Origin of the sequence: Streptomyces sp. UG1 (genome assembly GCF_049974585.1) — a bacterium.
In the GTDB taxonomy this organism is placed as follows: Bacteria; Actinomycetota; Actinomycetes; order Streptomycetales; family Streptomycetaceae; genus Streptomyces.
Map to the genome: position 1 here is coordinate 38,827 of NZ_JBNGGG010000034.1, position 20,806 is coordinate 59,632.

At 71.1% G+C, this 20,806-nt stretch carries 22 protein-coding genes and 1 pseudogene; 7 read left to right on the plus strand and 16 right to left on the minus strand.

The genetic code is table 11. From position 1 onward, the window contains the following. Nucleotides 1–230: 230 nt before the first annotated feature. The gene (locus tag ACP4J3_RS33250) at nucleotides 231–1,568 is read right to left on the minus strand and encodes a geranylgeranyl reductase family protein (protein ID WP_426539921.1); all 1,338 of its coding nucleotides are present in this window, start codon (nucleotides 1,566–1,568) and stop codon (nucleotides 231–233) included. Nucleotides 1,569–1,759: 191 nt separating this feature from the next. On the opposite strand from ACP4J3_RS33250, the gene ACP4J3_RS33255 reads away from it, so the two are divergent. After that, nucleotides 1,760–2,071 (plus strand): PASTA domain-containing protein, encoded by a 312-nt coding sequence (locus ACP4J3_RS33255; RefSeq protein WP_426540021.1) that lies wholly within the window; start codon nucleotides 1,760–1,762, stop codon nucleotides 2,069–2,071. Here ACP4J3_RS33255 and ACP4J3_RS33260 read toward each other — a convergent pair. The 7 genes and pseudogenes from ACP4J3_RS33260 to ACP4J3_RS33290 all read right to left on the minus strand — a co-directional run bounded on the left by ACP4J3_RS33260 (nucleotide 2,058) and on the right by ACP4J3_RS33290 (nucleotide 8,683). Then, nucleotides 2,058–2,753 (minus strand): demethylmenaquinone methyltransferase, encoded by a 696-nt coding sequence (locus ACP4J3_RS33260; RefSeq protein ID WP_426539922.1) that lies wholly within the window; start codon nucleotides 2,751–2,753, stop codon nucleotides 2,058–2,060. The genes ACP4J3_RS33255 and ACP4J3_RS33260 overlap by 14 nt on opposite strands. Next, nucleotides 2,750–2,863: pseudogene (locus ACP4J3_RS33265) on the minus strand (acyltransferase family protein); the annotation flags it as partial. The gene ACP4J3_RS33260 and the pseudogene ACP4J3_RS33265, both read right to left, overlap by 4 nt. Before the next feature lie 186 nt (nucleotides 2,864–3,049). Next, complete coding sequence (locus tag ACP4J3_RS33270) at nucleotides 3,050–3,652, minus strand: hypothetical protein (RefSeq protein WP_426539923.1); 603 nt, start codon at nucleotides 3,650–3,652, stop codon at nucleotides 3,050–3,052. Nucleotides 3,653–3,669: 17 nt separating this feature from the next. Beyond that, nucleotides 3,670–4,869, minus strand: coding sequence for a cyclic dehypoxanthinyl futalosine synthase (gene mqnC / locus ACP4J3_RS33275; RefSeq protein ID WP_426539924.1), 1,200 nt, complete (start codon nucleotides 4,867–4,869; stop codon nucleotides 3,670–3,672). 73 nt (nucleotides 4,870–4,942) lie between these two features. Beyond that, nucleotides 4,943–5,680, minus strand: coding sequence for a prepilin peptidase (locus ACP4J3_RS33280; protein ID WP_426539925.1), 738 nt, complete (start codon nucleotides 5,678–5,680; stop codon nucleotides 4,943–4,945). A gap of 85 nt (nucleotides 5,681–5,765) precedes the next feature. Continuing rightward, on the minus strand, nucleotides 5,766–7,754 hold the full coding sequence (locus ACP4J3_RS33285) for a serine/threonine-protein kinase (RefSeq protein WP_426539926.1): 1,989 nt from the start codon (nucleotides 7,752–7,754) through the stop codon (nucleotides 5,766–5,768). Nucleotides 7,755–7,834: 80 nt separating this feature from the next. After that, nucleotides 7,835–8,683 carry a menaquinone biosynthetic enzyme MqnA/MqnD family protein gene (locus ACP4J3_RS33290; protein WP_426539927.1) on the minus strand — a complete coding sequence of 283 codons (849 nt, stop codon included), beginning with the start codon at nucleotides 8,681–8,683 and terminating at the stop codon, nucleotides 7,835–7,837. Nucleotides 8,684–8,992: 309 nt separating this feature from the next. Here ACP4J3_RS33290 and ACP4J3_RS33295 point away from each other — a divergent pair, with 309 nt between their 5' ends. Beyond that, nucleotides 8,993–9,196 carry a cold-shock protein gene (locus ACP4J3_RS33295; RefSeq protein WP_043442843.1) on the plus strand — a complete coding sequence of 68 codons (204 nt, stop codon included), beginning with the start codon at nucleotides 8,993–8,995 and terminating at the stop codon, nucleotides 9,194–9,196. Nucleotides 9,197–9,297: 101 nt separating this feature from the next. Here ACP4J3_RS33295 and ACP4J3_RS33300 read toward each other — a convergent pair whose 3' ends face one another. Continuing rightward, complete coding sequence (locus ACP4J3_RS33300) at nucleotides 9,298–9,849, minus strand: helix-turn-helix domain-containing protein (RefSeq protein WP_426539928.1); 552 nt, start codon at nucleotides 9,847–9,849, stop codon at nucleotides 9,298–9,300. Between the two features lie 81 nt (nucleotides 9,850–9,930). Between ACP4J3_RS33300 and ACP4J3_RS33305 the strand changes: the two genes are divergently transcribed. Genes ACP4J3_RS33305 through ACP4J3_RS33320 form a run of 4 tightly spaced genes read left to right on the plus strand, consistent with a single transcriptional unit; the run spans nucleotide 9,931 to nucleotide 11,887 of the window. Beyond that, the gene (locus tag ACP4J3_RS33305; protein WP_426539929.1) at nucleotides 9,931–10,626 is read left to right on the plus strand and encodes an AzlC family ABC transporter permease; all 696 of its coding nucleotides are present in this window, start codon (nucleotides 9,931–9,933) and stop codon (nucleotides 10,624–10,626) included. Between the two features lie 14 nt (nucleotides 10,627–10,640). Further along, nucleotides 10,641–10,937, plus strand: a complete 297-nt coding sequence (locus ACP4J3_RS33310; RefSeq protein ID WP_426540022.1) for an AzlD domain-containing protein — start codon at nucleotides 10,641–10,643, stop codon at nucleotides 10,935–10,937. 25 nt (nucleotides 10,938–10,962) lie between these two features. Further along, nucleotides 10,963–11,205, plus strand: a complete 243-nt coding sequence (locus ACP4J3_RS33315) for a hypothetical protein (RefSeq protein ID WP_426539932.1) — start codon at nucleotides 10,963–10,965, stop codon at nucleotides 11,203–11,205. A 28-nt stretch (nucleotides 11,206–11,233) separates the two neighbouring features. Continuing rightward, nucleotides 11,234–11,887: a class I SAM-dependent DNA methyltransferase gene (locus tag ACP4J3_RS33320; protein WP_426539933.1), complete on the plus strand. Its 654-nt coding sequence runs from the start codon at nucleotides 11,234–11,236 to the stop codon at nucleotides 11,885–11,887. Between the two features lie 29 nt (nucleotides 11,888–11,916). On the opposite strand, the gene ACP4J3_RS33325 is transcribed toward ACP4J3_RS33320, so the two are convergent. The 3 genes from ACP4J3_RS33325 to ACP4J3_RS33335 form a co-directional block, all read right to left on the minus strand. Then, nucleotides 11,917–12,750 carry an RNA-guided endonuclease InsQ/TnpB family protein gene (locus ACP4J3_RS33325; RefSeq protein ID WP_426539934.1) on the minus strand — a complete coding sequence of 278 codons (834 nt, stop codon included), beginning with the start codon at nucleotides 12,748–12,750 and terminating at the stop codon, nucleotides 11,917–11,919. Further along, on the minus strand, nucleotides 12,751–13,215 hold the full coding sequence (locus ACP4J3_RS33330) for a helix-turn-helix domain-containing protein (protein WP_426539935.1): 465 nt from the start codon (nucleotides 13,213–13,215) through the stop codon (nucleotides 12,751–12,753). Between the two features lie 132 nt (nucleotides 13,216–13,347). Further along, on the minus strand, nucleotides 13,348–13,893 hold the full coding sequence (locus tag ACP4J3_RS33335; RefSeq protein ID WP_426539936.1) for a DUF6817 domain-containing protein: 546 nt from the start codon (nucleotides 13,891–13,893) through the stop codon (nucleotides 13,348–13,350). Nucleotides 13,894–14,080: 187 nt separating this feature from the next. Between ACP4J3_RS33335 and ACP4J3_RS33340 the strand changes: the two genes are divergently transcribed. Beyond that, on the plus strand, nucleotides 14,081–14,968 hold the full coding sequence (locus ACP4J3_RS33340; protein ID WP_426539937.1) for a LysR family transcriptional regulator: 888 nt from the start codon (nucleotides 14,081–14,083) through the stop codon (nucleotides 14,966–14,968). A gap of 13 nt (nucleotides 14,969–14,981) precedes the next feature. Here the strand turns inward: ACP4J3_RS33340 and ACP4J3_RS33345 are convergent, their stop codons facing one another. The 4 genes from ACP4J3_RS33345 to ACP4J3_RS33360 form a co-directional block, all read right to left on the minus strand. Beyond that, nucleotides 14,982–16,073 carry a sugar ABC transporter substrate-binding protein gene (locus ACP4J3_RS33345; RefSeq protein WP_426540023.1) on the minus strand — a complete coding sequence of 364 codons (1,092 nt, stop codon included), beginning with the start codon at nucleotides 16,071–16,073 and terminating at the stop codon, nucleotides 14,982–14,984. A gap of 219 nt (nucleotides 16,074–16,292) precedes the next feature. Beyond that, on the minus strand, nucleotides 16,293–17,210 hold the full coding sequence (locus ACP4J3_RS33350) for an NAD-dependent epimerase/dehydratase family protein (protein WP_426539938.1): 918 nt from the start codon (nucleotides 17,208–17,210) through the stop codon (nucleotides 16,293–16,295). A 141-nt stretch (nucleotides 17,211–17,351) separates the two neighbouring features. Continuing rightward, nucleotides 17,352–19,280 (minus strand): AMP-dependent synthetase/ligase, encoded by a 1,929-nt coding sequence (locus ACP4J3_RS33355; protein WP_426539939.1) that lies wholly within the window; start codon nucleotides 19,278–19,280, stop codon nucleotides 17,352–17,354. 235 nt (nucleotides 19,281–19,515) lie between these two features. Beyond that, the gene (locus ACP4J3_RS33360) at nucleotides 19,516–20,802 is read right to left on the minus strand and encodes an acetyl-CoA C-acetyltransferase (protein ID WP_426539940.1); all 1,287 of its coding nucleotides are present in this window, start codon (nucleotides 20,800–20,802) and stop codon (nucleotides 19,516–19,518) included. Nucleotides 20,803–20,806 lie beyond the last annotated feature (4 nt).

Below are 20,806 nucleotides of genomic sequence, written 5' to 3' on the forward strand. Positions count from 1 at the left end.
GCGCGCCAGCGGCCCGAGCGTGACCGTCTACGCCTGCCCCGACTGCGCTCCTCAGGTCGCCCCGGGGCCGCTCTGGGATGAGCTGACCCTGCGATAGCAGACCGCGAAACGCTGAATCCGCCCGCCGGGGCCTGCGCCCCCGGCGGGCGGATTCATGTCTACGGTGGGAAGGGACTAAGCCCGAGGGCCACACGCGCACAACCCGGCGCGGAGCGATGCCGGTTGAATCATCATGAACGTGGGGCTACCTTGCTCAGCCCGTTGATGATCCGGTCCATCGCGTCGCCGCCGGTCGGGTCCGTGAGGTTCGCGAGGAGCTTCAGCGTGAACTTCATCAGCAGCGGGTGGGTCAGGCCGCGCTGGGTCGCGATCTTCATGACCTTCGGGTTGCCGATGAGCTTCACGAAGGCGCGGCCCATCGTGTAATAGCCGCCGTAGGTGTCCTTCAGGACCCGCGGGTAGCGCTGGAGGGCCAGTTCGCGCCCGGCGGCCGTCGAGCGGGCGTGGGCCTGGACGATGACGTCGGCGGCGATCTGACCGGACTCCATGGCGTAGGCGATGCCCTCGCCGTTGAAGGGGTTCACCAGGCCGCCGGCGTCGCCGACCAGCAGCAGGCCGCGCGTGTAGTGGGGTTGGCGGTTGAACGCCATGGGCAACGCGGCCCCGCGAATGGGCCCGGTCATGTTCTCCGGCGTGTAGCCCCAGTCCCCCGGCATGGAGGCGCACCAGGCCTTCAGCACCTCGCGCCAGTCCAGCTCCTTGAAGGAGTCGGAGGTGTTGAGGACGCCCAGGCCGACGTTCGAGGTGCCGTCGCCCATGCCGAAGATCCAGCCGTAGCCGGGCAGCAGGCGGTCCTCTCCCGGCCCTCGGCGGTCCCACAGTTCCAGCCAGGACTCCAGGTAGTCGTCGTCGTGGCGGGGGCTTTCGAAGTACGTCCGTACGGCCACGCCCATCGGCCGGTCCTCGCGGCGGTGCAGGCCCATCGCCAGGGACAGCCGGGTGGAGTTGCCGTCGGCGGCCACGACCAGCGGGGCGTGGAAGGTGACCTCGCGCTTCTCCTCGCCGAGCTTGGCGTGGACGCCGGTGATGCGGCCGGTGCGGTCGTCGACGATCGGGGCGCCGACGTTGCAGCGCTCGTAGAGCCGGGCGCCGGCCTTCTGGGCCTGACGGGCGAGTTGCTCGTCGAAGTCGTCGCGCTTGCGGACGAGACCGTAGTCGGGGAAGGAGGCCAGATCCGGCCAGTCCAACTGGAGCCGTACGCCGCCGCCGATGATCCGCAGGCCCTTGTTGCGCAGCCAGCCGGCCTCCTCGGAGATGTCGATGCCCATCGCCACGAGCTGTTTGGTGGCGCGCGGAGTGAGGCCGTCGCCGCAGACCTTCTCGCGCGGGAACTCGGTCTTCTCCAGGAGCAGTACGTCGAGTCCGGCCTTGGCGAGGTGGTACGCGGTCGTGGAGCCGGCTGGTCCCGCGCCGACGACGATGACATCGGCGGTGTTTTCGGAGAGGGGCTCGGTCACGGCGGGATCTCCCCAAGTTCGCAATCTGTGTGCCGACCAGGCACAGGACATGGGCAGTCTATTCAGCGGCGTTGATCACCCTGCTGAAGGGCTGCCCGCCGACACCCGCAACGACTGTCTCACGCAGAGTAATCGACTGTTACAGAAAGGTACTTGAAGCTTCCGGACGGCACCCCCGGCCGGTTACCCTGCCAGTACCGCTGGGGGTGACATCTGTGCGCATAACACCCAAAACGCCCGAGGTGCGCGTACCGAAACTCGTCGGACTGATGGCCATGGACGCGCGCGAGGCGGCCAAGTCGCACGGCCTGCTCCTGAACGCGCCGGACCGGCCGGACTTCCACCTCACCGTCGTCGACTATGTCGTACGCCAGTACCCCCAGCCCGGTGCCGAGGTGCCGCGGGACTCGATGGTCTACATCTGGTTCGACTTCGGCGAGGGAGAGGGCGGCGGAGGCGTACGCGAGCCACGCATACCGCGGCCGCCCTCCGGCGGGCTGGAACGCGAACTCGACGAGCCCGGCGACCCCTACCCCGTGGTCAGCTCTGCTTGAAGCCGCGGTGCAGGGCCACGACCCCGCCGGTCAGGTTCCGCCAGGCCACCTTCGACCAGCCCGCCTTGCGCAGCCGCTCGGCCAGGGCCGGCTGGTCGGGCCAGGCGCGGATGGACTCGGCGAGATAGACGTAGGCGTCGGGGTTCGAGGACACCGTGCGCGCGACCGGGGGCAGGGCGCGCATCAGGTACTCGGTGTAGACGGTGCGGAAGGGCGCCCAGGTCGGGTGCGAGAACTCGCAGATCACGACCCGGCCGCCGGGCCGTGTGACCCGGTACATCTCGCGCAGCGCGGCGTCGAAGTCCTGGACGTTGCGCAGTCCGAAGGAGATCGTCACGGCGTCGAAGGCGTCGTCCTTGAACGGCAGCCGCGTCGCGTCGCCCGCCGTGAACGGCAGCCAGGTGTGCCTGCGCTTGCCGACCTGGAGCATGCCGAGGGAGAAGTCACAGGGCACGACGTAGGCACCGGTCCGCGCGAAGGGCAGCGAGGAGGTGGCCGTGCCCGCGGCCAGGTCGAGGACCTTCTGCGCGGGGCGGGCGTCGACGGCCTTGGCGACCTCCTTGCGCCATCTGCGGTCCTGGCCGAGCGACAGCACGTCGTTGGTCAGGTCGTACCGTTCCGCCACGTTGTCGAACATCGAGGCGACTTCGTGCGGCTGCTTGTCCAGGGATGCGCGGGTCACGGGCCCATTGTGGCAGTACGGCCGCCCGGCACGAGCTCCGGCTTCTTCTTCGCCGCCACGTCCTCCACCCATCCGCACGCGAGGACGAGGACCGCGATCAGGATCCAGCCGGGGGAAACGGGCGAGTCCGGCGAAGTCGATCCGGTGGATCAGGAGGACGGGGCGGTTGGGGAGGCGTTTTCGGGGTGAGCTCGGGTGGTTCTGTGGTACGCGGGGTGCGGGTTGTTCGTGGTTGATCGCGCCCACGGGCGGAGCCGCATATCGATACAGCCCCGCGCCCCCACAGGGGCGCGCACTCACCGCCGGCGATAGACCAACCGGCCGTCCACCACCGTCGCCACGCACGTTCCCGCCCCGCGCTGCGCCAGCTCGTCCTCGTCGCGTACGTCGAACACGGCGAACCGGGCGGCGGAGTGCCGCTCCCGGACCTGCGCGAATTCCACCGGCCATCCGGAGTCGTACGGGTCGAGTGCGGGGGTGCCCCCGGGACGACCCAACCGGCCCATGGCCAACCGGGATCGATGCAGGGCATCCCGCACCGCTCGGTTGCGCGGTTCCTCGCAGGCCACCCTGACCGTGCCGTGGGCCAGCATGCGCTGGAGGCCCCGCCGTGCGCTCGCGCCCCAGCGGGCGTCGTCCATGGTGAGGGCCGCCAGCGCGTCCCCCGTCAGCGGGTCGGTGCCCAACTCGGCGGACTCGCGTGGATCCGGGTGGTACGCCTCCTCCAGCAGCTCGTTGCCGTGGAGGTTGATCAGTCCGGGTGTGAGGATGCCGGGCCACTGCCGCACGCGCGCCCGCGGATGGGCGGCGATCAGGTCCGTCAACTGCCCGGCGTCGGCGATCCACGCGCCTTCGACGGCGAGCGCCCGCCCCCTGGAGTCCGCGTGGATCGTCAGCACGAGTACGTCGGTTGGAATCAGTTGGAGGCGAGGATCTTCAGCTCGGGGTGTGCCGTGCCGCCCTCGATCGCCGTCGAGGAGATGTGGGAGGCGACCCGCTCGTCGACGGGGTCGTTCGCCGGGTCGTCGTGCACGACCAGGTGCTCGTACGTCGTCGACCGCTGCGCCGGCACCCGCCCCGCCTTGCGGATCAGGTCGATGATCTCCATCCGGTTGGAGCGGTGCTTGGCGCCGGCCGAGGAGACGACGTTCTCCTCCAGCATGATCGAGCCGAGGTCGTCCGCGCCGTAGTGCAGGGAGAGCTGGCCGATCTCCTTGCCCGTGGTCAGCCAGGAGCCCTGGATATGGGCGATGTTGTCCATGAACAGGCGCGCGATGGCGATCATCCGCAGGTACTCGAAGATCGTGGCCTGCGTGCGGCCCTTCAGGTGGTTGTTCTCGGGCTGGTAGGTGTACGGGATGAAGGCCCTGAAGCCCCCGGTGCGGTCCTGCACCTCGCGGATCATCCGCAGGTGTTCGATGCGCTCGGCGTTGGTCTCGCCGGTGCCCATCAGCATGGTGGAGGTGGACTCCACGCCCAGCTTGTGCGCGGCCTCCATGATCTCCAGCCAGCGCTCGCCGCTCTCCTTCAGCGGGGCGATGGCCTTGCGGGGGCGGGCGGGGAGGAGTTCCGCTCCGGCGCCGGCAAAGGAGTCGAGGCCGGCCTCGTGGATCCGGGTGATGGCCTCCTCGACCGACACGCCGGAGATCCGGGCCATGTGCTCGACCTCGCTCGCCCCCAGGCTGTGGATGACGAGCTGCGGGAACTCCCTCTTGATGGCGGCGAAGTGCTTCTCGTAGTACTCCACGCCGTAGTCCGGGTGGTGACCGCCCTGGAACATGACCTGCGTCCCGCCGAGTTCGACGGTCTCGGCGCAGCGCCGCAGGATGTCGTCGAGGTCGCGGGTCCAGCCCTTGTCCTTGTCCTTGGGCGCGGCGTAGAAGGCGCAGAACTTGCACGCCGTCACACAGACGTTCGTGTAGTTGATGTTGCGCTCGATGATGTACGTCGCGATGTGCTCGGTGCCCGCGTAACGGCGGCGGCGTACGGCGTCGGCGGCGGCGCCCAGGGCGTGCAGCGGGGCGTCGCGGTAGAGGTCGAGCGCTTCCTCTGGGGTGATCCGCCCGCCCGCTGCGGCACGGTCGAGCACAGACTGGAGGTCGGCCTTCTCGGTCACCGGGGGCGTCCCTTTCGTCAAGGGTTGTGGACGGACCGAACCAGCCTACGCCAGGGCTTTTGCGACGCCGACCTCAGGCCGCGAACGCCCCGATCAGCAGCCCCGCGAACGCCCCGGCTAGCAGGAACGGCCCGAACGCGATCGCCGACTCGCGCCCGGCCCGCCGCAGCAGGACGCGCCCCCAGCCGTACAGCGCCCCGAACAGGAACCCGGCGAAGGCGCCCAGCATGACCGTCGCCCAGCCGTACCAGCCCAGCACCGCCCCGGCCCCGAACGCGAGCTTCACATCGCCGAAGCCGAGGCCGTCCGGGTTGATGAGGTGCAGCACGAAATAGCCGGCGCCGACCGCGAGCGTGGCCCACAGCGCGGTCGGCCAGTCCCCGGCGTGCTCGGGGACGAGGGCGACCAGGCCGAGCAGGGCGAGGGCGGCGCCGGGGAAGAGGAGGGTCAGCGGGTTGGGCAGCCGCCGCACCCGGAGGTCGACCACCGTGAGCAGTACGCCGACGGGTGCGAGGAGCAGCCAGACGCCCAGTTCGGGCCGGGTGCCGGTGGCGGCGGCGAGGGCGGCGCAGACGAGGGCGGTGGCGATCATGAGCACCGGGGCGCCGGGGTCGTACGGCACCGGGGTCTCGCACCGCCGGCACCGGGCCCGCCCGATCCACCCCCGGATCGGATGCCCGCCCGGGCAGCGGTCCCGCCAGGCCTCCTCCTCCGGGGCGGAGAACCGGTACGCGGCGCGCGGCAGCAGCGCACCCGCCACCGCGCCCCACAGCCCGGCCGCGACGACCACGGCCGACGTGCTGACCCCCACGTACCGCTCCCTGCTCGACTTCCGACTACTCGACTACCCGACTACCCGACTGCCCGACTGCCCGACTACGGCTACTCGGCCTCGGCTACCCGACCTTCGACAGCCGCGCCTCGGGATTCCCCTCGTCGCTGCTCTCCGAGCGGTACACCAGGTCGTCGCCGGCCGGGGTGATCCGCACGGTGTGCGGGGTCGGGTTGCAGCCGCGGTGGTTGCTCCTGCGGCCCACGGACGTCACGACGAGCTGCTTCGCGGTCACCTGCTTCAGGGTCAGTACGTCGTTGCAGACGCCGCCGAGCAGGTCGGTCTGGCGCAGGGTGCCCACCTCGTCGCCGACCTCGGCCTTGTGCACGGTGAGCCGGAAGGTGCCGGCCGGGAGGGTGCCGTTCAGGGCGGTGGCCTTGCCCTCCCAGGTGCCGAGGTAGCGGGCGGGGACGGTGCCCTTGGCCGGGGTGCTCGTGTCCTTGCCCGGCGCCTCGGAGGAGGAGGCGTCGGCACCCGCGTTGGTGTCCTGGTCCCCACCGCCCGGCAACAGGTCGAACAGGAACGCCGACCCCACGGTCACCGCCGCCATCGCCCCCGCGACCGCCAACGCCACCGTGCAGCTCACCCGCCGCCCACGGCCGCCCTCCCCCGGCGTCGAGGCCGCCGCGACGGAGACGGAGAGCTTGCCGGGAGTCGGCGCCGTGTCCGCGTGGGGCGAGGCACCGCGCGCTTCCGGTACGGCTGCGGGCGGGGCGTCCCGCGGTTCCGGTACGGCGCCGGGCGGCGCGCCCGGAGCCCCGGGGACCGGCATCACCGGCGGCGGCCCGAACTCCCCGACCGTCACAGGCCCCACACCATGCCCACCGACCGTCGCCTGCCCGGCCCTCTCACCTCCGGCCGCCGCCTGCCCGGCCCCCTCTCCTGCGGCCGTCGCCTCCCGACCCCCTTCTCCCTCACTCGCCGCCCCGCCGGCCCTTTCGCCCCCGACCGTCGCCTGCCCGGCCCTTTCACCCCCGGCCGTCGCCTGCCCGGCCCCTTCTCCCCCAGCCGCCGCCCCGCCGACCCTCTCGCCCCCGGCCGTCGCAGCCCCCAGGCCCACCGAGTCGCCCGCCCCCACCGAAGGCCGGCTGAACCCGACCGGTCCCGACGGAACGTCCGGTCCCGACGGAGCATCCGCCCCCGACGGGGCATCCGTCTCCGCCTCCAGGTTCAGTAGCCGCACGGCACCCCGGCTGACCTGCTCGACCAGCGCCCCGGGCAGCCACCCGCCCGTCACCAGCCGGGTCGCGCCCTCGGGGGCGAGTCGTCGGGCCACCTCGCCCGGGGTGGGGCGCGCGGCCGGTTCCTTTGTCAGGCAGGCCGCCACCAGGTCCCGCAACTCGCCGGTCAGCGAGTCGAGTTCGGGCTCCTCGTGGACGACCTTGTAGAGCAGCGCCGCCGACGAGTCCCCGGAGAACGGCGGCTCGCCGGTCGCCGCGTACGCCAGCACCGCGCCCAGCGAGAAGACGTCCGCCGCACCCGTGACCCCCTTGCCGATGATCTGCTCGGGCGACATATAGCCCGGGGAGCCGATCGAGACGCCGGTCGAGGTCAGGGATGCCGTGCCGTCCATCGCGCGGGCGATGCCGAAGTCGATCAGCAGCGGGCCGTCCAGGGTGAGCAGGACGTTCGACGGCTTCACATCCCGGTGCACCAGGCCCAGTTCGTGCACCGCCGCCAGCGCCTCCGCGAGCCCGGCCCCCAGCGCCCGTACCGAATGCGCGGGCAGCGCGCCCGAGTCCGTGACCGCGGACGACAGCGACGGGCCCGCCGCGTACGCCGTGGCCACCCACGGCACCGCAGCCTCCGGATCGGCGTCCAGCACGGGCGCCGTCCACGCGCCGCCCACCCGCCGCGCCGCCTCCACCTCACGGCGGAAGCGGGCGCGGAACTCCTCGTCCAGGGCGAAGTGCGGATGCACGATCTTGACGGCGACCGTACGGCCGCCCGCGCTGCGCCCCAGGTACACCCGCCCCATCCCGCCGGAGCCGAGCCGGCCGAGCAGCCGGTACGGCCCGACGACCGTGGGCTCGTCCGCTCCGAGCGGCTGCATCGGCGTCCACCCCTCCCCCGTAGGAACCGTCAGCAGGTTAATGCGGAATCGCCTCGCGTCACCCCGCTCACCCCGCCGCCTTACGGCTGGAGCAGATCCACCTTCACATCCGCCGGGAATCCCGTCGTCGGCCCCACCCTGCGCGCGAACTCCGCGACCGCCTCGAGCTGCGGGCCGCCGAACCGGAAGTCGAGGGTCGTGAAGTACCGCTCCAGGACCCGTTCGTCGAACGCCTCCCAGCGGGCCGCCTGCTCGGCGACCTTGCCGACCTCCTCCAGGGAGAGGTTGCGGGAGGCGAGGAAGGCCTCGTGGACCTTGCGGGTGATGACCGGCTCGCGTTCCAGATAGTCGCGGCGCGCCGCCCACACCGCGAAGACGAAGGGCAGGCCGGTCCACTCCTTCCAGAGCGTGCCGAGGTCGTGCACCTCGAGGCCGTAGTGCGGGCCGTCCAGCAGGTTCGCCCGCAGGGCCGCGTCTCCGATGAGTACGGCCGCGTCCGCCTCCTGCATCATCAGGCTGAGGTCGGGCGGGCAGGTGTAGTAGTCGGGCCGGACGCCGTAGCGCTCGGCGAGCAGCAGCTCGGCGAGGCGCACCGAGGTGCGCGAGGTCGAGCCGAGGGCGACGCGGGCGCCGTCCAGCCGGTCCAGCGGGACCTGCGAGACGATCACACAGGACATCACCGGACCGTCGCAGCCGACCGCGATGTCAGGGAAGGCGACCAGGTCGTCGGCGTTGCGCAGGAACTCGACCAGGGTGATCGGCCCGATGTCGAGGTCGCCCCGGACCAACTGCTCACTGAGCTTCTCCGGCGTGTCCTTGGTCAGCTCGAAGTCGAGCAGGGTGCCCGTTCTCGCGAGCCCCCAGTACAGGGGCAGGCAGTTCAGGAACTGAATGTGGCCCACGCGCGGCCGGGTGCGAGAATTGTCCACATCGCGAGACTAGACCCCATGAGGTAGCGTGCAGCCTTCAGGGTCGTGACACCCTCGCCACAGCCACCCGACGTCAACATGTCGCAGGCCTTCAAACGTCCGAGTGACGTGATCTTGACCTCTATTGCTTTCGGCTGCCCACGTGCTAGGCTCGCCGCAAGTTGCAGTTTGGTTTCCCTTGCAGTACAGAGCCTGCGGAGCATGTGACCGCGGGCTCTAGTCGTTTTCAGACGTATGCAGATGTGCGGCGCTTGTTTTCACACTTGCAGGTTCTGGAGCAGGGCAACCCTTTGGGCCCAAGGAGGGCTTATGGCTACCGGAACCGTTAAGTGGTTCAACGCCGAAAAGGGCTTTGGCTTCATCGCCCAGGAAGGCGGCGGCCCCGACGTCTTCGTTCACTACTCCGCGATCAACGCGAACGGCTTCCGTTCGCTGGAGGAGAACCAGCAGGTTTCCTTCGACGTGACCCAGGGTCCGAAGGGCCCGCAGGCGGAGAACGTCACCGCCATCTGAGGCCAGCAGCGTCTCTGATCCGGAACGGATAGCAGTACCCAAGGAGCCCCGCGCCGCAAGGCAGCGGGGCTCCTGCCTTTTCCCGGAGCCCCCGCTCCCTCTCAGATGTGCTGCATGACCAGCACGAACGTCGTCCCGGGCGCCAGCGCCTCGTACGAGTGCGGCACATCCCCGCGGTACGACATGTAGTCGCCCGGCCCCAGATCGACCTCCTCGCCCCGAGGCCCCGCCTTCACCCGCCCCGTGCTGACGATCAGATGCTCCACACTCCCCGGAATGTGCGGCTCCGACTCGCGGGCCGGGCCGGGCTCCGCCCGCAGGTGGTAGATGTCCCGGCGGGCGCCGGGCGGACTGGCCGAGAGCAGGGTGGCCACGTAGTCCGCCCGCTCGGAGGCGACCGTGGGTCCCTCACCCGCCCGGATCACCTGCACCGCCGAGGCCGGCGGCTCCACCAGCACGCTGAACGGCACCCCGAGCGCGACCCCCAGCGCCCACAGCGTCTCCACGCTGGGGTTCCCGCCGCCCGCCTCCAACTGGGACAGCGTGGACTTCGCGATCCCCGCCCGTTTCGCCAGCTCGGACAGCGACAGCCCGGCCCGGGTGCGCTCACGGCGCAGCGAGGCGGCGATCCAGGTGAGGGGGGGCTCGCTCATGGCTTCACTTCCCGTCGTTCGGCATACAGGTACGCTCGTTCGCCTTGACGAACGGACCTCCACTTGTTCATTCTGGAAAACATGCGTTCGCTTCTCCGAACACCCATGGCCCCGATGATGGCACCTCTGGTACGCGACAGTGCACTGGTCTGGCTGGCGAGCGGGGTCGTCGGCGTCTCCTTCGGCGCCATCGCGGTCGCCGGCGGGCTGCCGGTCTGGGTGCCGGTGGTGATGTCACTGGTCGTGTACGCGGGCTCGGCGCAGTTCAGCGCGGTCGGCGTGCTGCTGGCCGGGGGCGGGCCGCTGGCCGCGGCGGCGACCGGGCTGCTCCTGAACACCCGGACGGCCGCGTTCAGCCTGGCCGTCGCCGATGTCATCGGCGGCCGCGGCCGTCTCGCCCGCTTCCTCGGCGCCCACCTCGTCACCGACGAGACGGTGGCCTTCACGCTCGCCCAGCGGGACCCGGCACAGCGCCGGGCGGCCTTCTGGGTGAACGGGCTCGGCCTGTTCGCCGCCTGGAACACCGGTGTCCTCGCCGGCGCGCTCGCCGGGACCGCGCTCGGCGACACGGCGACCTACGGCCTCGACGCCGCCTTCCCGGCCGTACTGGTGGCCCTGGTCCTGCCGACCCTGCGCACGGACGCCCGTATACGACGGTGCGCGCTGCTCGGCGCCGCACTGGCCCTGGCGGTGACACCGGCCGTCCCGGCGGGGGTGCCGGTGCTGCTGGCACTGGCGGGGCTGGTCCGGTACGGCCGTGGGGAGGCGTCGGCGTGAACGTCACGGTTGCCATGATCCTGGCGCTGGCGGTGGGGACGTACGCCTTCCGGCTGGTCGGCCCGGCGCTGCACGGGCGGGTGGAGCTGCCCGCGCGCGTCCAGGAGCTGCTGTCGGCGGCCGCGGTGGTGCTGCTCGTGGCGCTGCTGGCGACGGGGGCGCTGACGGAGGGCGGTGGCTTCGCGGGGTGGGCGCGGCCGGTCGGGGTGCTGGTCGCGGGTGTGCTGGCGTGGCGCGGGGCGCCGTTCCCGCTGGTGGTGCTGGCGGCGGCCGGGGCCACCGCGCTGCTGCGGGCGGCGGGGGTGGCGTGAGGGGGGCTCATGGGAGAATCGCCGGATGACCAACGGGGAAGAGAACGACCACGGGGAGAGCGGCGGGAGTGCCGCGGGCAACAAACTGGCGATGGGGATGTCCGTCGGGCTCAGCCTCGGCGTGGGCATCGGCGTCGTCCTGGGGATGACCGTCTTCGACAACCTGGCCCTCGGGCTGTCGGTGGGGATGTGCATGGGCGTCGCCGTCGGCACCGGGGTCGGTGTCGGCCGGATGCGGGCCGACGAGCAGGAAGACGGAGGCGAGTAGCCGTCCTCCTCCGCTAGGGTCCCCGGCCATGACCGAAGCCGACTTCCTCACCACCACCCGCACCTTCTACGACGCCATCGCCGAGGACTACGCGACCGTCTTCAAGGACGCCCTCGCGAACAGGCCCCTGGAGCGGGCGATGCTGGCGCTGTTCGCCGAACTCGTCGACGGGGACGGCCCGGTGGCCGACCTGGGCTGCGGGCCGGGCGAGGCGACCGGGCATCTCGCCGCGCTGGGGCTGCCGGTGTTCGGCGTCGACCTGTCGGAGTCGATGCTGGCGATCGCCCGCCGTGAGAACCCGGGGCTGCGTTTCGAGCGGGGCTCCATGCTGGAGCTGGACATCCCGGAGGGCACGCTGGCCGGCGCCATGTCGTTCTACTCGTCCATCCACACCCCGGTGGAGCAGCTCCCGGCGCTCTTCGCCGAGTTCCACCGCGTACTGGCGCCGGGCGCGCCGCTGCTCGTCGCGTTCCAGGCCGGCGACGAGCACCGCCACCACGACCGGCCCTTCGGTCACCCGGTCGCGCTCACCTTCCTGCGCCGCCGCCCGGAGGACATCGCCGAGCTGCTGACGGCGGCCGGATTCGCCCTCGTCTCCCGGACGGTCCGCGAGCCGGACCCGGCGTTCGACGAAACGGTCGCGCAGGCGTTCCTGAGCGTGCGCAAACCCGCCGCCGCCTGACGTCGTACATCGTTTGACATCCTCCCCCTCTAAAAGAGGGGGATTCCAACCCAGATAGGTTGAGGTTCACGGGCGCTCGAACGGCCGGCGGCCGCTGTCACCCCTCCGGCACCGGCTGACCGCCGGGGACGGGGGATCCCGCCCTGTCCTGCCGCGACATTGTTCGCTGCGTTCTCATCCGCGTTGCAGGTGAACCCGCAGGACACACAGACGAAGTCGGCTTGGCTCTTGCGCGACTTCTTCTCGATCCAACCGCAGGCGGAGCAACGCAGACTGGTGAAGGGTGCGGGAACGTCCTCGACCCGGCCCGGAGCCTTGTCCCGCGTGCGTCGCCGCAACAGCCCCCAGCCCTGGGCGAGGATCCCCCGGTTCAGCCCGGCCTTCTGCCCGACCCTCTTGCCAGGCTGCTCGACCGTCCCCTTCGCCGAGCGGGTCATGTTCTTGATGTTCAGCTTCTCGAACCGCACCAGACCATAGGTGCGGGCGAGCATGGTGCTGGTCTTCTCGCACCAGTCCTTACGCCGACCGGCTTCGCGCGCCTTGAGCCTGGCGACCTTGGCGTACCCTGCGGTCTTGGCCTCGCTGCCCCTCGGGGCGCGGGCAGCTCGGCGCTGGTGCTTGCGGATCTGTGCCCGTTCCTTGACGGTGAGTTGCGGGCAGTTCAGCTTCCGCCCGTCGGAGAGGGCTGCGGTGATCTTCACACCCCGGTCGATGCCGATGATCTCCCCCGTGCCGGGTGCGTCGATCGGCTCGGGAATGACGGCGAACGCGAGATGCCACTGCCCGTTGTGGAAGGTGACCCGGTACGTCTTCGCGGCGGGCAGGGTGGCACCTTTGCCCTTGCAGGACAGGCGGAAGCGCACCTAGCCGCAGCCGGGCACCTTCACCTGCGCCCAGCGCCGGTTCAGCTTCTGCACCACCACGCAGCGGCCCATGACCTGCTTGCCCTTGGCATTCAGCTTCAGCGATCCGTCCGCCTCGAACTCCGGTACGCGGTCGGTTCCGATGACGCGGAAGCCTTCATGCCGGAACTTCTTACGCCAGACGGGTTCACCGAACCCGGAGGTGAACCGGGCGTTCTTGGCCTTGGCGAAGTCTTTCAGGGCCTGCTGCTGCACGTCCGCGTTACCCGCCCCGAGCCATGCGTTCTCCCGCCGGGCCTCGGTGAGCTGGCGGCACTGCTCGGCGAAGCCGGGCGCGGCCCTGCGCCCCTTGTGCCAGTGCGAGTGCTGCTCGACGGCGAGGTTCCAGACGTACCGGGCGTGCGCGCAGTGGTCGAGCATGATGCTCGCCTCCTCGCTCGTCGGGTACAGCCGGAAGCGTGACATGCCGTGAACCTAGCCCACACGTTCCCCGACCGGGCAGGCCATCGATCAACATCACCTGTGTGAGTGACCAGGCCCCGGGAGGCGTCGGCAAGGCCGCCGCGTAGGGCTCGGCGTCAGTGGTCACCTCATGGGTCACCGTCCTGTGCAGTCAAGCGCCAGGCAGTCCTCCCAGGCTGCCTGGCTCAACAACGGCCGGAAGCGGGTGAACAGGGCGATCAGGTCGGCGCCGTAGTGGTCGCGGAACGCGGGATCGTGGTCAGCCAGGTCGAGTTCGTTCGCGGCGGTGACCTCGGCGAAGTCGCGGCGCAGGCCGGTGTCCGGGGCGTGGAGGTGACCGGTGAAACGATCACGGAAGGGCGAGCCCTCGTCCGCGAGGGTCGGACAAGAGGCCGCGCGGTCACAGGAGGCATAGAGGTACACGATCGACTCCGCCTCCGCTCCGATGATCCCTGCCAGTTCGCCACGGCGGTCGAGCGGCAGCAGGGCCGTCGGAAAGCCGTCCGTGCCGTAGAACGCGTGGCAGAGGCCAGCGAGTTGGAGAGCCGGGCGGGCGCTCCAGCGGGCGAGGCGGGTCCGTACGCGACGCAGGTGGGCGAGGAGGGTGCCACCGGGGTGCGGGACGGTCCCGGCGCCGAGATCCGCCAGAAGGGACTCGGCGACAGCGACGGGAGTCGACATGTGCGGTCCTTTCGGATCTCGCGGTCGTCTTTGGGTCGGCACCCGCTCCCTCCCCCGCACCGGTCCGGAATCCGGCGAGGGCGAGGAGCGGGTTGCCGCCCGGGCCCGTCCAGGATCGTCGTGCATCGGGCAAAGCCCAGTCAATCCTTGGGATTTGTGGCGAGCCCCAAGGATTAACTTGGGTGTCATGACTCTCGACGACCTGCGGGTGTTCGTGGCCGTGTGCCGGGCCGGAAGTCTCAGTTCGGTGGCGCGGGAGCTGGGGTGTACGCAGTCGGCCGTGAGCCAGCACGTGAAACGGCTGGAGCGGGAGACCGGGGTCGCGCTGCTGGAGCGGCAGCCTCGCGGGGTGGTGCCGACGCAGGCGGGGCGGGTGCTGGAGGCGGCGGCCGCCGAAGGGATATCCGGGCTGGACCTGGCGGTGCGGCAACTGCGGGATCTCGTCGACGGCGACAGCGGGTATGTGCGGGTGGCGACGGGGGCGACGACCGTACGGCACTTCATGTCGGAGGCGGTCGTCGCGTACCGGCGGCGGCACCCCCGGGTCAATCTGGAGTTCCGTACGGTGAGTTCGGGCCGGGGCAGCTTCGACGCGCTGGCCGACGGCACGCTCGACCTGGCCTGGATCACCCTGGGCCCACCGGTGCGCGGCATCGAGCAGCGGCCGGTGGTGGAGTTGCCGTGGGTGCTGGCGGTGCGGTCCGACGATCCGCTGGCCGAGCGGCCGTACGTCGACGCCGGTGCCGACATGGCTGACGTACGGCTGATCCGGCTGCCGCCGAACTCCGCGTCGGCGGCTCATCTGGACGCCGCCTGCGCGGAGCTGGGCGTCCGGTTCGCGCACGACACCAGCGTCGCCGACTGGGACACGGCGCTGCTGCTGGCCGAGCTGGGGGTGGGGCGGGCGGTGGTGCCCGCGTTGCCCGGGCTGGCGGTTCCGGGCGACGGTGACCTGCGCCTGATCCCCGTCCCCGCGCTGCGGCCGCTGCCGGTCGGCTGGGCCGTGCGCCGCTGGGAGGCGCTCGGTCCGCCGGCCCGGGCGTTCGCGGACCTGGTGGAGAGCTATCGGAAGTGAGCTGCCCCGGCGGCTACTTCAGGCCGATCTTCGCGCAGTCCGCCGCGTACTCGGGGGTGCAGATCTGGTCGACGCTGTAGACGCCGTCCCGTACCACCGTGTCCTTGATGTTCTTCTGCGTCAGGGCGACCACTGACACGAGCTGGGCCGGAATGTCGTCCTGGGTCGGGCTGTCGACCGAGTCCTGAGTGAGGGCGTCGAACTCGATGTCGCGGCCCTGGACCTTGTACACGGCCATCCTCGCGGCGTTGGTCGCCTCCAGCAGGAAGGACTTGTACACGGTCATGAACTGCTCGCCCGAGACGACCCGCTGCACCGCGTCCAGGTTCGCGTCCTGCCCGGTCACCGGCGGGATCTTGGTCGCGCCCGCCTCCTTGAAGGCGTCGATGACGCCGTCCGCCAAGCCGTCGCTCGCCGAATAGACGGCGGCGATGTCGCCGACCCCGACCGAGGCGATCGCCTTCTCCATGTTGGCCTTGGCGACCGCCGGAGACCACTTGTCGGTGTCGTACTTCTTGACGATGTTCACCGCGCCCTCGAGCTCGCTGAGGGCGCCCTTCTTGACCAGCGCAGTGTTCGGGTCGGCGGGGTCGCCGTTCATCATGACGACCTTGCCGGTCGCGGCCTTCGAGCCGAGGTCCTCGACGATCGCGCGGCCCTGGACCTCGCCGACCAGCTCGTTGTCGTGGGAGACGTACGCGTCGACGGGCCCCTCGGCGAGGCGGTCGTAGGCGATGACCGGGATGCCCGCGTCCTTGGCCTTCTGCACGTCCGGCGCGATGGCCTTGGAGTCCAGCGCGTCCAACAGGATGACGTCCACCTCGTCATCGATCATCCGCTGGAACTGCTCGCTCTGCCGCTTCGGGCTCGCCTCGGCATTGGAGTAGACGACCTTGCCCTTGTCGTCGGTGAGCGTCGCGACCTCCTTCTTGATGAGGGGGTAGTCGAACTTCTCGAACCGCGCCGTGTCCGTGTCGGGCAGCAGCAGCCCCACCGTGATGTCGTCCCCCTTCTCCGGCGCCGCCGAGCTGTCACCGCCCCCGATGCCTTCGATGGCGCCGCACGCGGTGAGCGACATCGCGGAGGCGGAGGCGGCGAGGGCCATGCCGACGCGGCGTATGGCGGAGACGTGGGGGGTGCGAGCGTTCACTACTGGGCCTTCCGAGCGGGGGGATCGGTGTTGCTACCCGGGATGGCGGTAGCCAACGCGTGGATGTCATGTCACGTCAAGAGGTTGTCGTAACGACATGGCAACCGTTTTCCCGGAAGGGCCCAGCAGGGCGGTGACCAGGCGAACTCCCGCCGATCTCCCGCCGATCGGGGATCAGATCAGCTCCTCCTTGAAGCCCTGCCGCCACGAGGGGTACCGCAGCTCCCAGCCGAGCTCCCGCTTGGTCCTGGCGTTGGAGAAGCCGTGGCCCTCCGTCATCAGGGACACCGCGAAATCCCCGGCCAGCAGCTTGGCCAGCCACCTGGGAACCCGCATCGGCCGCTTCGCCCCGGCGCACGCCGCCAGATACGGCAGCCAGTCGCGGACCTGCGCCGGCTCGTCGTCGACGACGTTGAACACGCCCCGCGCCTGCTTCTCCACGGCCAGGACGGTGGCGCTCGCCGCGTCGTCGAGGTGGATCCACGAGTTCCAGCCGGTGCCCTCGCCGACGAGCGGGAACTTCCGCTTGCGGATCATCTCGACCACGTCGTCGCTGGCGCCCGGGCCGTAGAACCCGCCGTATCGCAGGACCGTGCCGCCGGCCTTGGGCACCACGTCCTGGATGTGCAGGACCCCTGCGGAGAGCCTGCGCACCACCGGCACCGGGCCCGGATCGATCGGGTCCTCCTCGGTCACCAGCCCCGTGCCGGGCCCGTAGCTCTGCGCGAAGCTCTGTACGACGACGTGGGGCACGCCGGTCGCCTCGGCGGCGGCCAGCAGATGGTCCGTACCCTCGATGCGCAGCCGGTTGGTGGGGGCGAAGAACCGGTCGGGGTGGCGCATGTCGGGCTTGCCGCCGCCGAGCCCGGTCATCTCGTGCACGATCGCGTCCGGCCGCGCCTGGGCCACCGCCTCGCCGACCGACATCGCGTCCAGCCCGTCCATCACGACGCCCTCGGCGCCCAGCTTCGCCAGCAGGCCCAGCTTGGCCGCGCTCGTCGTCGTAGCCGTCACCTGATGCCCCCGGGCCACGAGCTGCGGCACCAGACGCCGCCCCAGGGCCCCGGCTCCGCCTGCCACGAACACCCGCATGACCATCACCTTCCCGATTTCGGACCGTGTCTTGTCGAAACCTTGGACGAGATGGCCCGGCCGTCTGTGACATGGCAGGGACGCATCCGGGTGGAGATCGCCGCGAGGGCGACCGCGACCTGGCGACTGCGACCTATGGCCTCACCCCTCGTACAGCCCCTCCACCTCCGCCGCGAAGTCCCGCATGATCGCCTCCCGGCGCAGCTTCATCGACGGGGTCAGATGGCCGTCCATCTCGGTGAAGTCCGTCGGCAGGATCGCGAAGCGGCGGATCGACTCCGGTCTGGACACCAGCTTGTTCGCCTCGTCCACGGCGCGCTGCAGGACCGCCCGCAGCTCGTCGTCGGTGACGAGGAGTTCGGCGGGCACGGAGTGCTTGCCGTTCATCCGGCGCCAGTGGGTGACGCCGTCCATGTCCAGGGTGATCAGCGCGGAGACGTACGGTTTTCGGTCGCCCAGGACGATGCACTGGGAGATCAGGGGGTGCGAGCGCAGCCAGTTCTCCAGGGGCGCCGGGGCCACGCTCTTGCCGCCGGCCGTGATCAGGAGTTCTTTCTTGCGGCCGGTGATCGTCAGATAGCCCTCGTCGTCGAGGGCACCGATGTCCCCCGTCGGCAGCCAGCCGTCCGCCGCCGCCGGGACGACGCCGCCCGCGGCCGGGTCCCAGTAGCCGCGCAGCACCTGGTCGCCGGCGATGAGGATCTCGCCGTCGGCGGCGATGCGGACCCGGGTGCCGGGCAGTGGCCAGCCGACCGTGCCCAGGCGGGGCTTGAGCGGCGGTGTCACCGTGGCCGCGCCCGTGGTCTCGGTCAGGCCGTAGCCCTCGTAGATCTCGATGCCCGCCCCGGTGTAGAAGGCGGCCAGGCGCCGGCCTAGGGGTGAGCCGCCGCAGATCGCGTACTTCACCCGGCCGCCCATCGCGTTGCGGATACGGCGGTAGACCAGGGGGTCGTAGAAGGCGCGGGCCGTCTTCAGCGCCGTGCCGGGGCCCGACCCCGTCCCGCCCGCCTTGGCCTCCAGCGCCTCTCCGTAGCGCTCGGCCACCGACGCCGCGCGGTCGAAGGACGAGACGCGGCCGCCCGTCTCGGCCTTGGCGCGGGCGCTGTTGAAGACCTTCTCCAGCATGTAGGGGATGGTCAGCAGACAGGTCGGGCGGAAGGCCGCGAGGTCCGGCAGCAGGTCCTCCGCCTTCAGGCTCGGCGCGTGGCCCAGGCGCACCCTGGCCCGTACGCAGGCCACCGCCACCATGCGGCCGAAGACGTGCGACATGGGCAGGAAGAGCAGCACCGACGCCTCTTCGCTGGTCCTCGCCTTGAAGATCGGGTAGAGCAGCTCGATGGCGTTGTCCACCTCGGCGAAGAAGTTGCCGTGGGTCAGCGCGCAGCCCTTGGGGCGGCCCGTCGTGCCCGAGGTGTAGATGAGCGTCGCCAGCGTGTCCGGCACCAGCATGCCGCGCCGTACGCCGACCTCCCCGTCCGGCTGCTGTGCGCCCAGCTCCCCGAGCCGCTGCACGTGGCCCTTCTCCATCACCCACATGTGGCGCAGGTCGGGCACCCGGTCGAGCTCGGGGCCGAGGGCGGCCGCCTGGGCGCTGGTCTCGGTGACCAGGGCCACCGCGCCGGAGTCCTGGAGGATCCAGCGGGTCTGGAAGACGGAGGAGGTGGGGTAGACGGGGACCGTCACCAGGCCGGCCGCCCAGGCGGCGAAGTCGAGGAGGGTCCACTCGTAGACGGTGCGCGCCATGACGGCGATCCGGTCGCCGGGCGTCAGCCCCTCGGCGATCAGCCCCTTCGCCACCTCCTGCACCTGCTCGGCGAACTGAGCCGCCGTCACCTCCGTCCACCGCCCGTCCTCGCCCTTGCGGCTGAGGATCACGGCGTCGGGGGCCGCCGCCGCGTTGTCGAAGGGCAGGTCCGCGAGCGACCCATGGGTCACCGGCGGCGCGAACGGGGGTACGTACGCCTCCCTTACGGCACCGTCCAGTCGCCGCGTCTCGGGCCGCACCAGGTTCGGTCCGGGGGTGTCGTCGTAGGCGGCCGAGGGGGCGAAGGACGGAAGCGGGGTGGACACGGGCGGCTCCTGCGACGGGCGTGCAGCGGGAAAACTGCTTGCTGCATGACGTACGTGCCTCGCGCACCGTGGCGTTCACCTGCCGAGGCCTGCGGAAACGGGTTACCGCTGGTTAGGCAGGCGATCGTACGGTGCCCGCGTGTGGGGGTTGTGCGGGTTCGGGGGTGGTCCGGGGCCGGGTATGTGCAACGTCGGGGGTTATGTGAGGGACACTCAGCTTCGCCTCACCTTCTTCTTACCTTCGCTCCAGAACCGCCGTGACGCCCTGGCCGCCCGCCGCGCACACGGAGATCAGGCCGCGTCCCGAACCGCCCTTGTCCGCCAGCGACTTGGCCAGCGTCGCCACGATCCGGGCGCCGGTCGCCGCGAAGGGGTGACCGGTCGCCAGCGAGGAGCCGGTGACGTTCAGCCGGGTGCGGTCCAGGGTGCCGAGTCCCCGCTTCTCCCACGCCGCCAGCGTGGCCAGCACCTGGGAGGCGAAGGCCTCGTGGATCTCGACGAAGTCGAAGTCGGCGAGGGCGAGTCCGGCGCGCTCCAGCATGCGCGGCACAGCGTACGCCGGTGCCATCAGCAGCCCGTCCTCGCCGTCCGCGACATCGCCCCGGACGAAGTCCACGGCCGCCGTCTCGTGGGCGGTGAGGTAGGCCAGCGGTTCCAGTCCCCGGCGCTCGGCCCACTCCTCGCTCGCCAGCAGCACGACCGCCGCCCCATCCGTCAGCGGCGTCGAATTGCCCGCCGTCATGGTGGGGTCGGGCCGGTCCAGGCCGAACACCGGCTTCAGCGCGGCGAGTTTCTCCGGCGTCGACCCGGGGCGCAGGTTCTGGTCCCGCTCCAGGCCGCGGAAGGGCACCACCAGGTCCTGGAAGAAGCCGCGATCGTACGCCGCCGCCAGCCGCTGATGACTCGTGGCCGCCAGCTCGTCCTGCGCCTCGCGGGTGATACCCCAGGCGCGGGCGGTGACGGCGGCGTGCTCACCCATGGAGAGCCTGGTGCGGGGCTCGGCGTTGCGCGGGATGTCGGGGACGAGGTGGGACGGCCGGACGCGCGCCAGCGCCTTGACCCGCCCGCCCAGGGACTTGGCCCGCCTCGCCGCCAGCAGGATCCGGCGCAGCTCGTCGTTGACGCCGAGGGGCGCGTCGCTCGCCGTGTCCGCGCCGCCCGCGATCGCCGACTCGCTCTGGCCGAGCGCGATCTTGTTGGCGGCGGCGATCACGGCCTGCAGGCCGGTGCCGCAGGCCTGCTGGATGTCGTACGCGGGCGTGCGCGCGTCCAGCTTCGAGCCGAGGACGGTCTCGCGGGCGAGGTTGAAGTCGCGGGCGTGCTTGAGGACGGCCCCGGCGACGAACTCGCCGACCGCGCCCGGATCGCCCAGCCTGTACCGCTCGACCAGTCCGTCGAGTACGGCCGTGAGCATGTCCTGGTTGGAGGCGGTGGCGTACGGGCCGTCCGAGCGGGCGAACGGGACACGGGTGCCGCCGATGACCGCCACGCGCCGCACCGCCGGCGCCGAAAGGGAGCTCATCTCC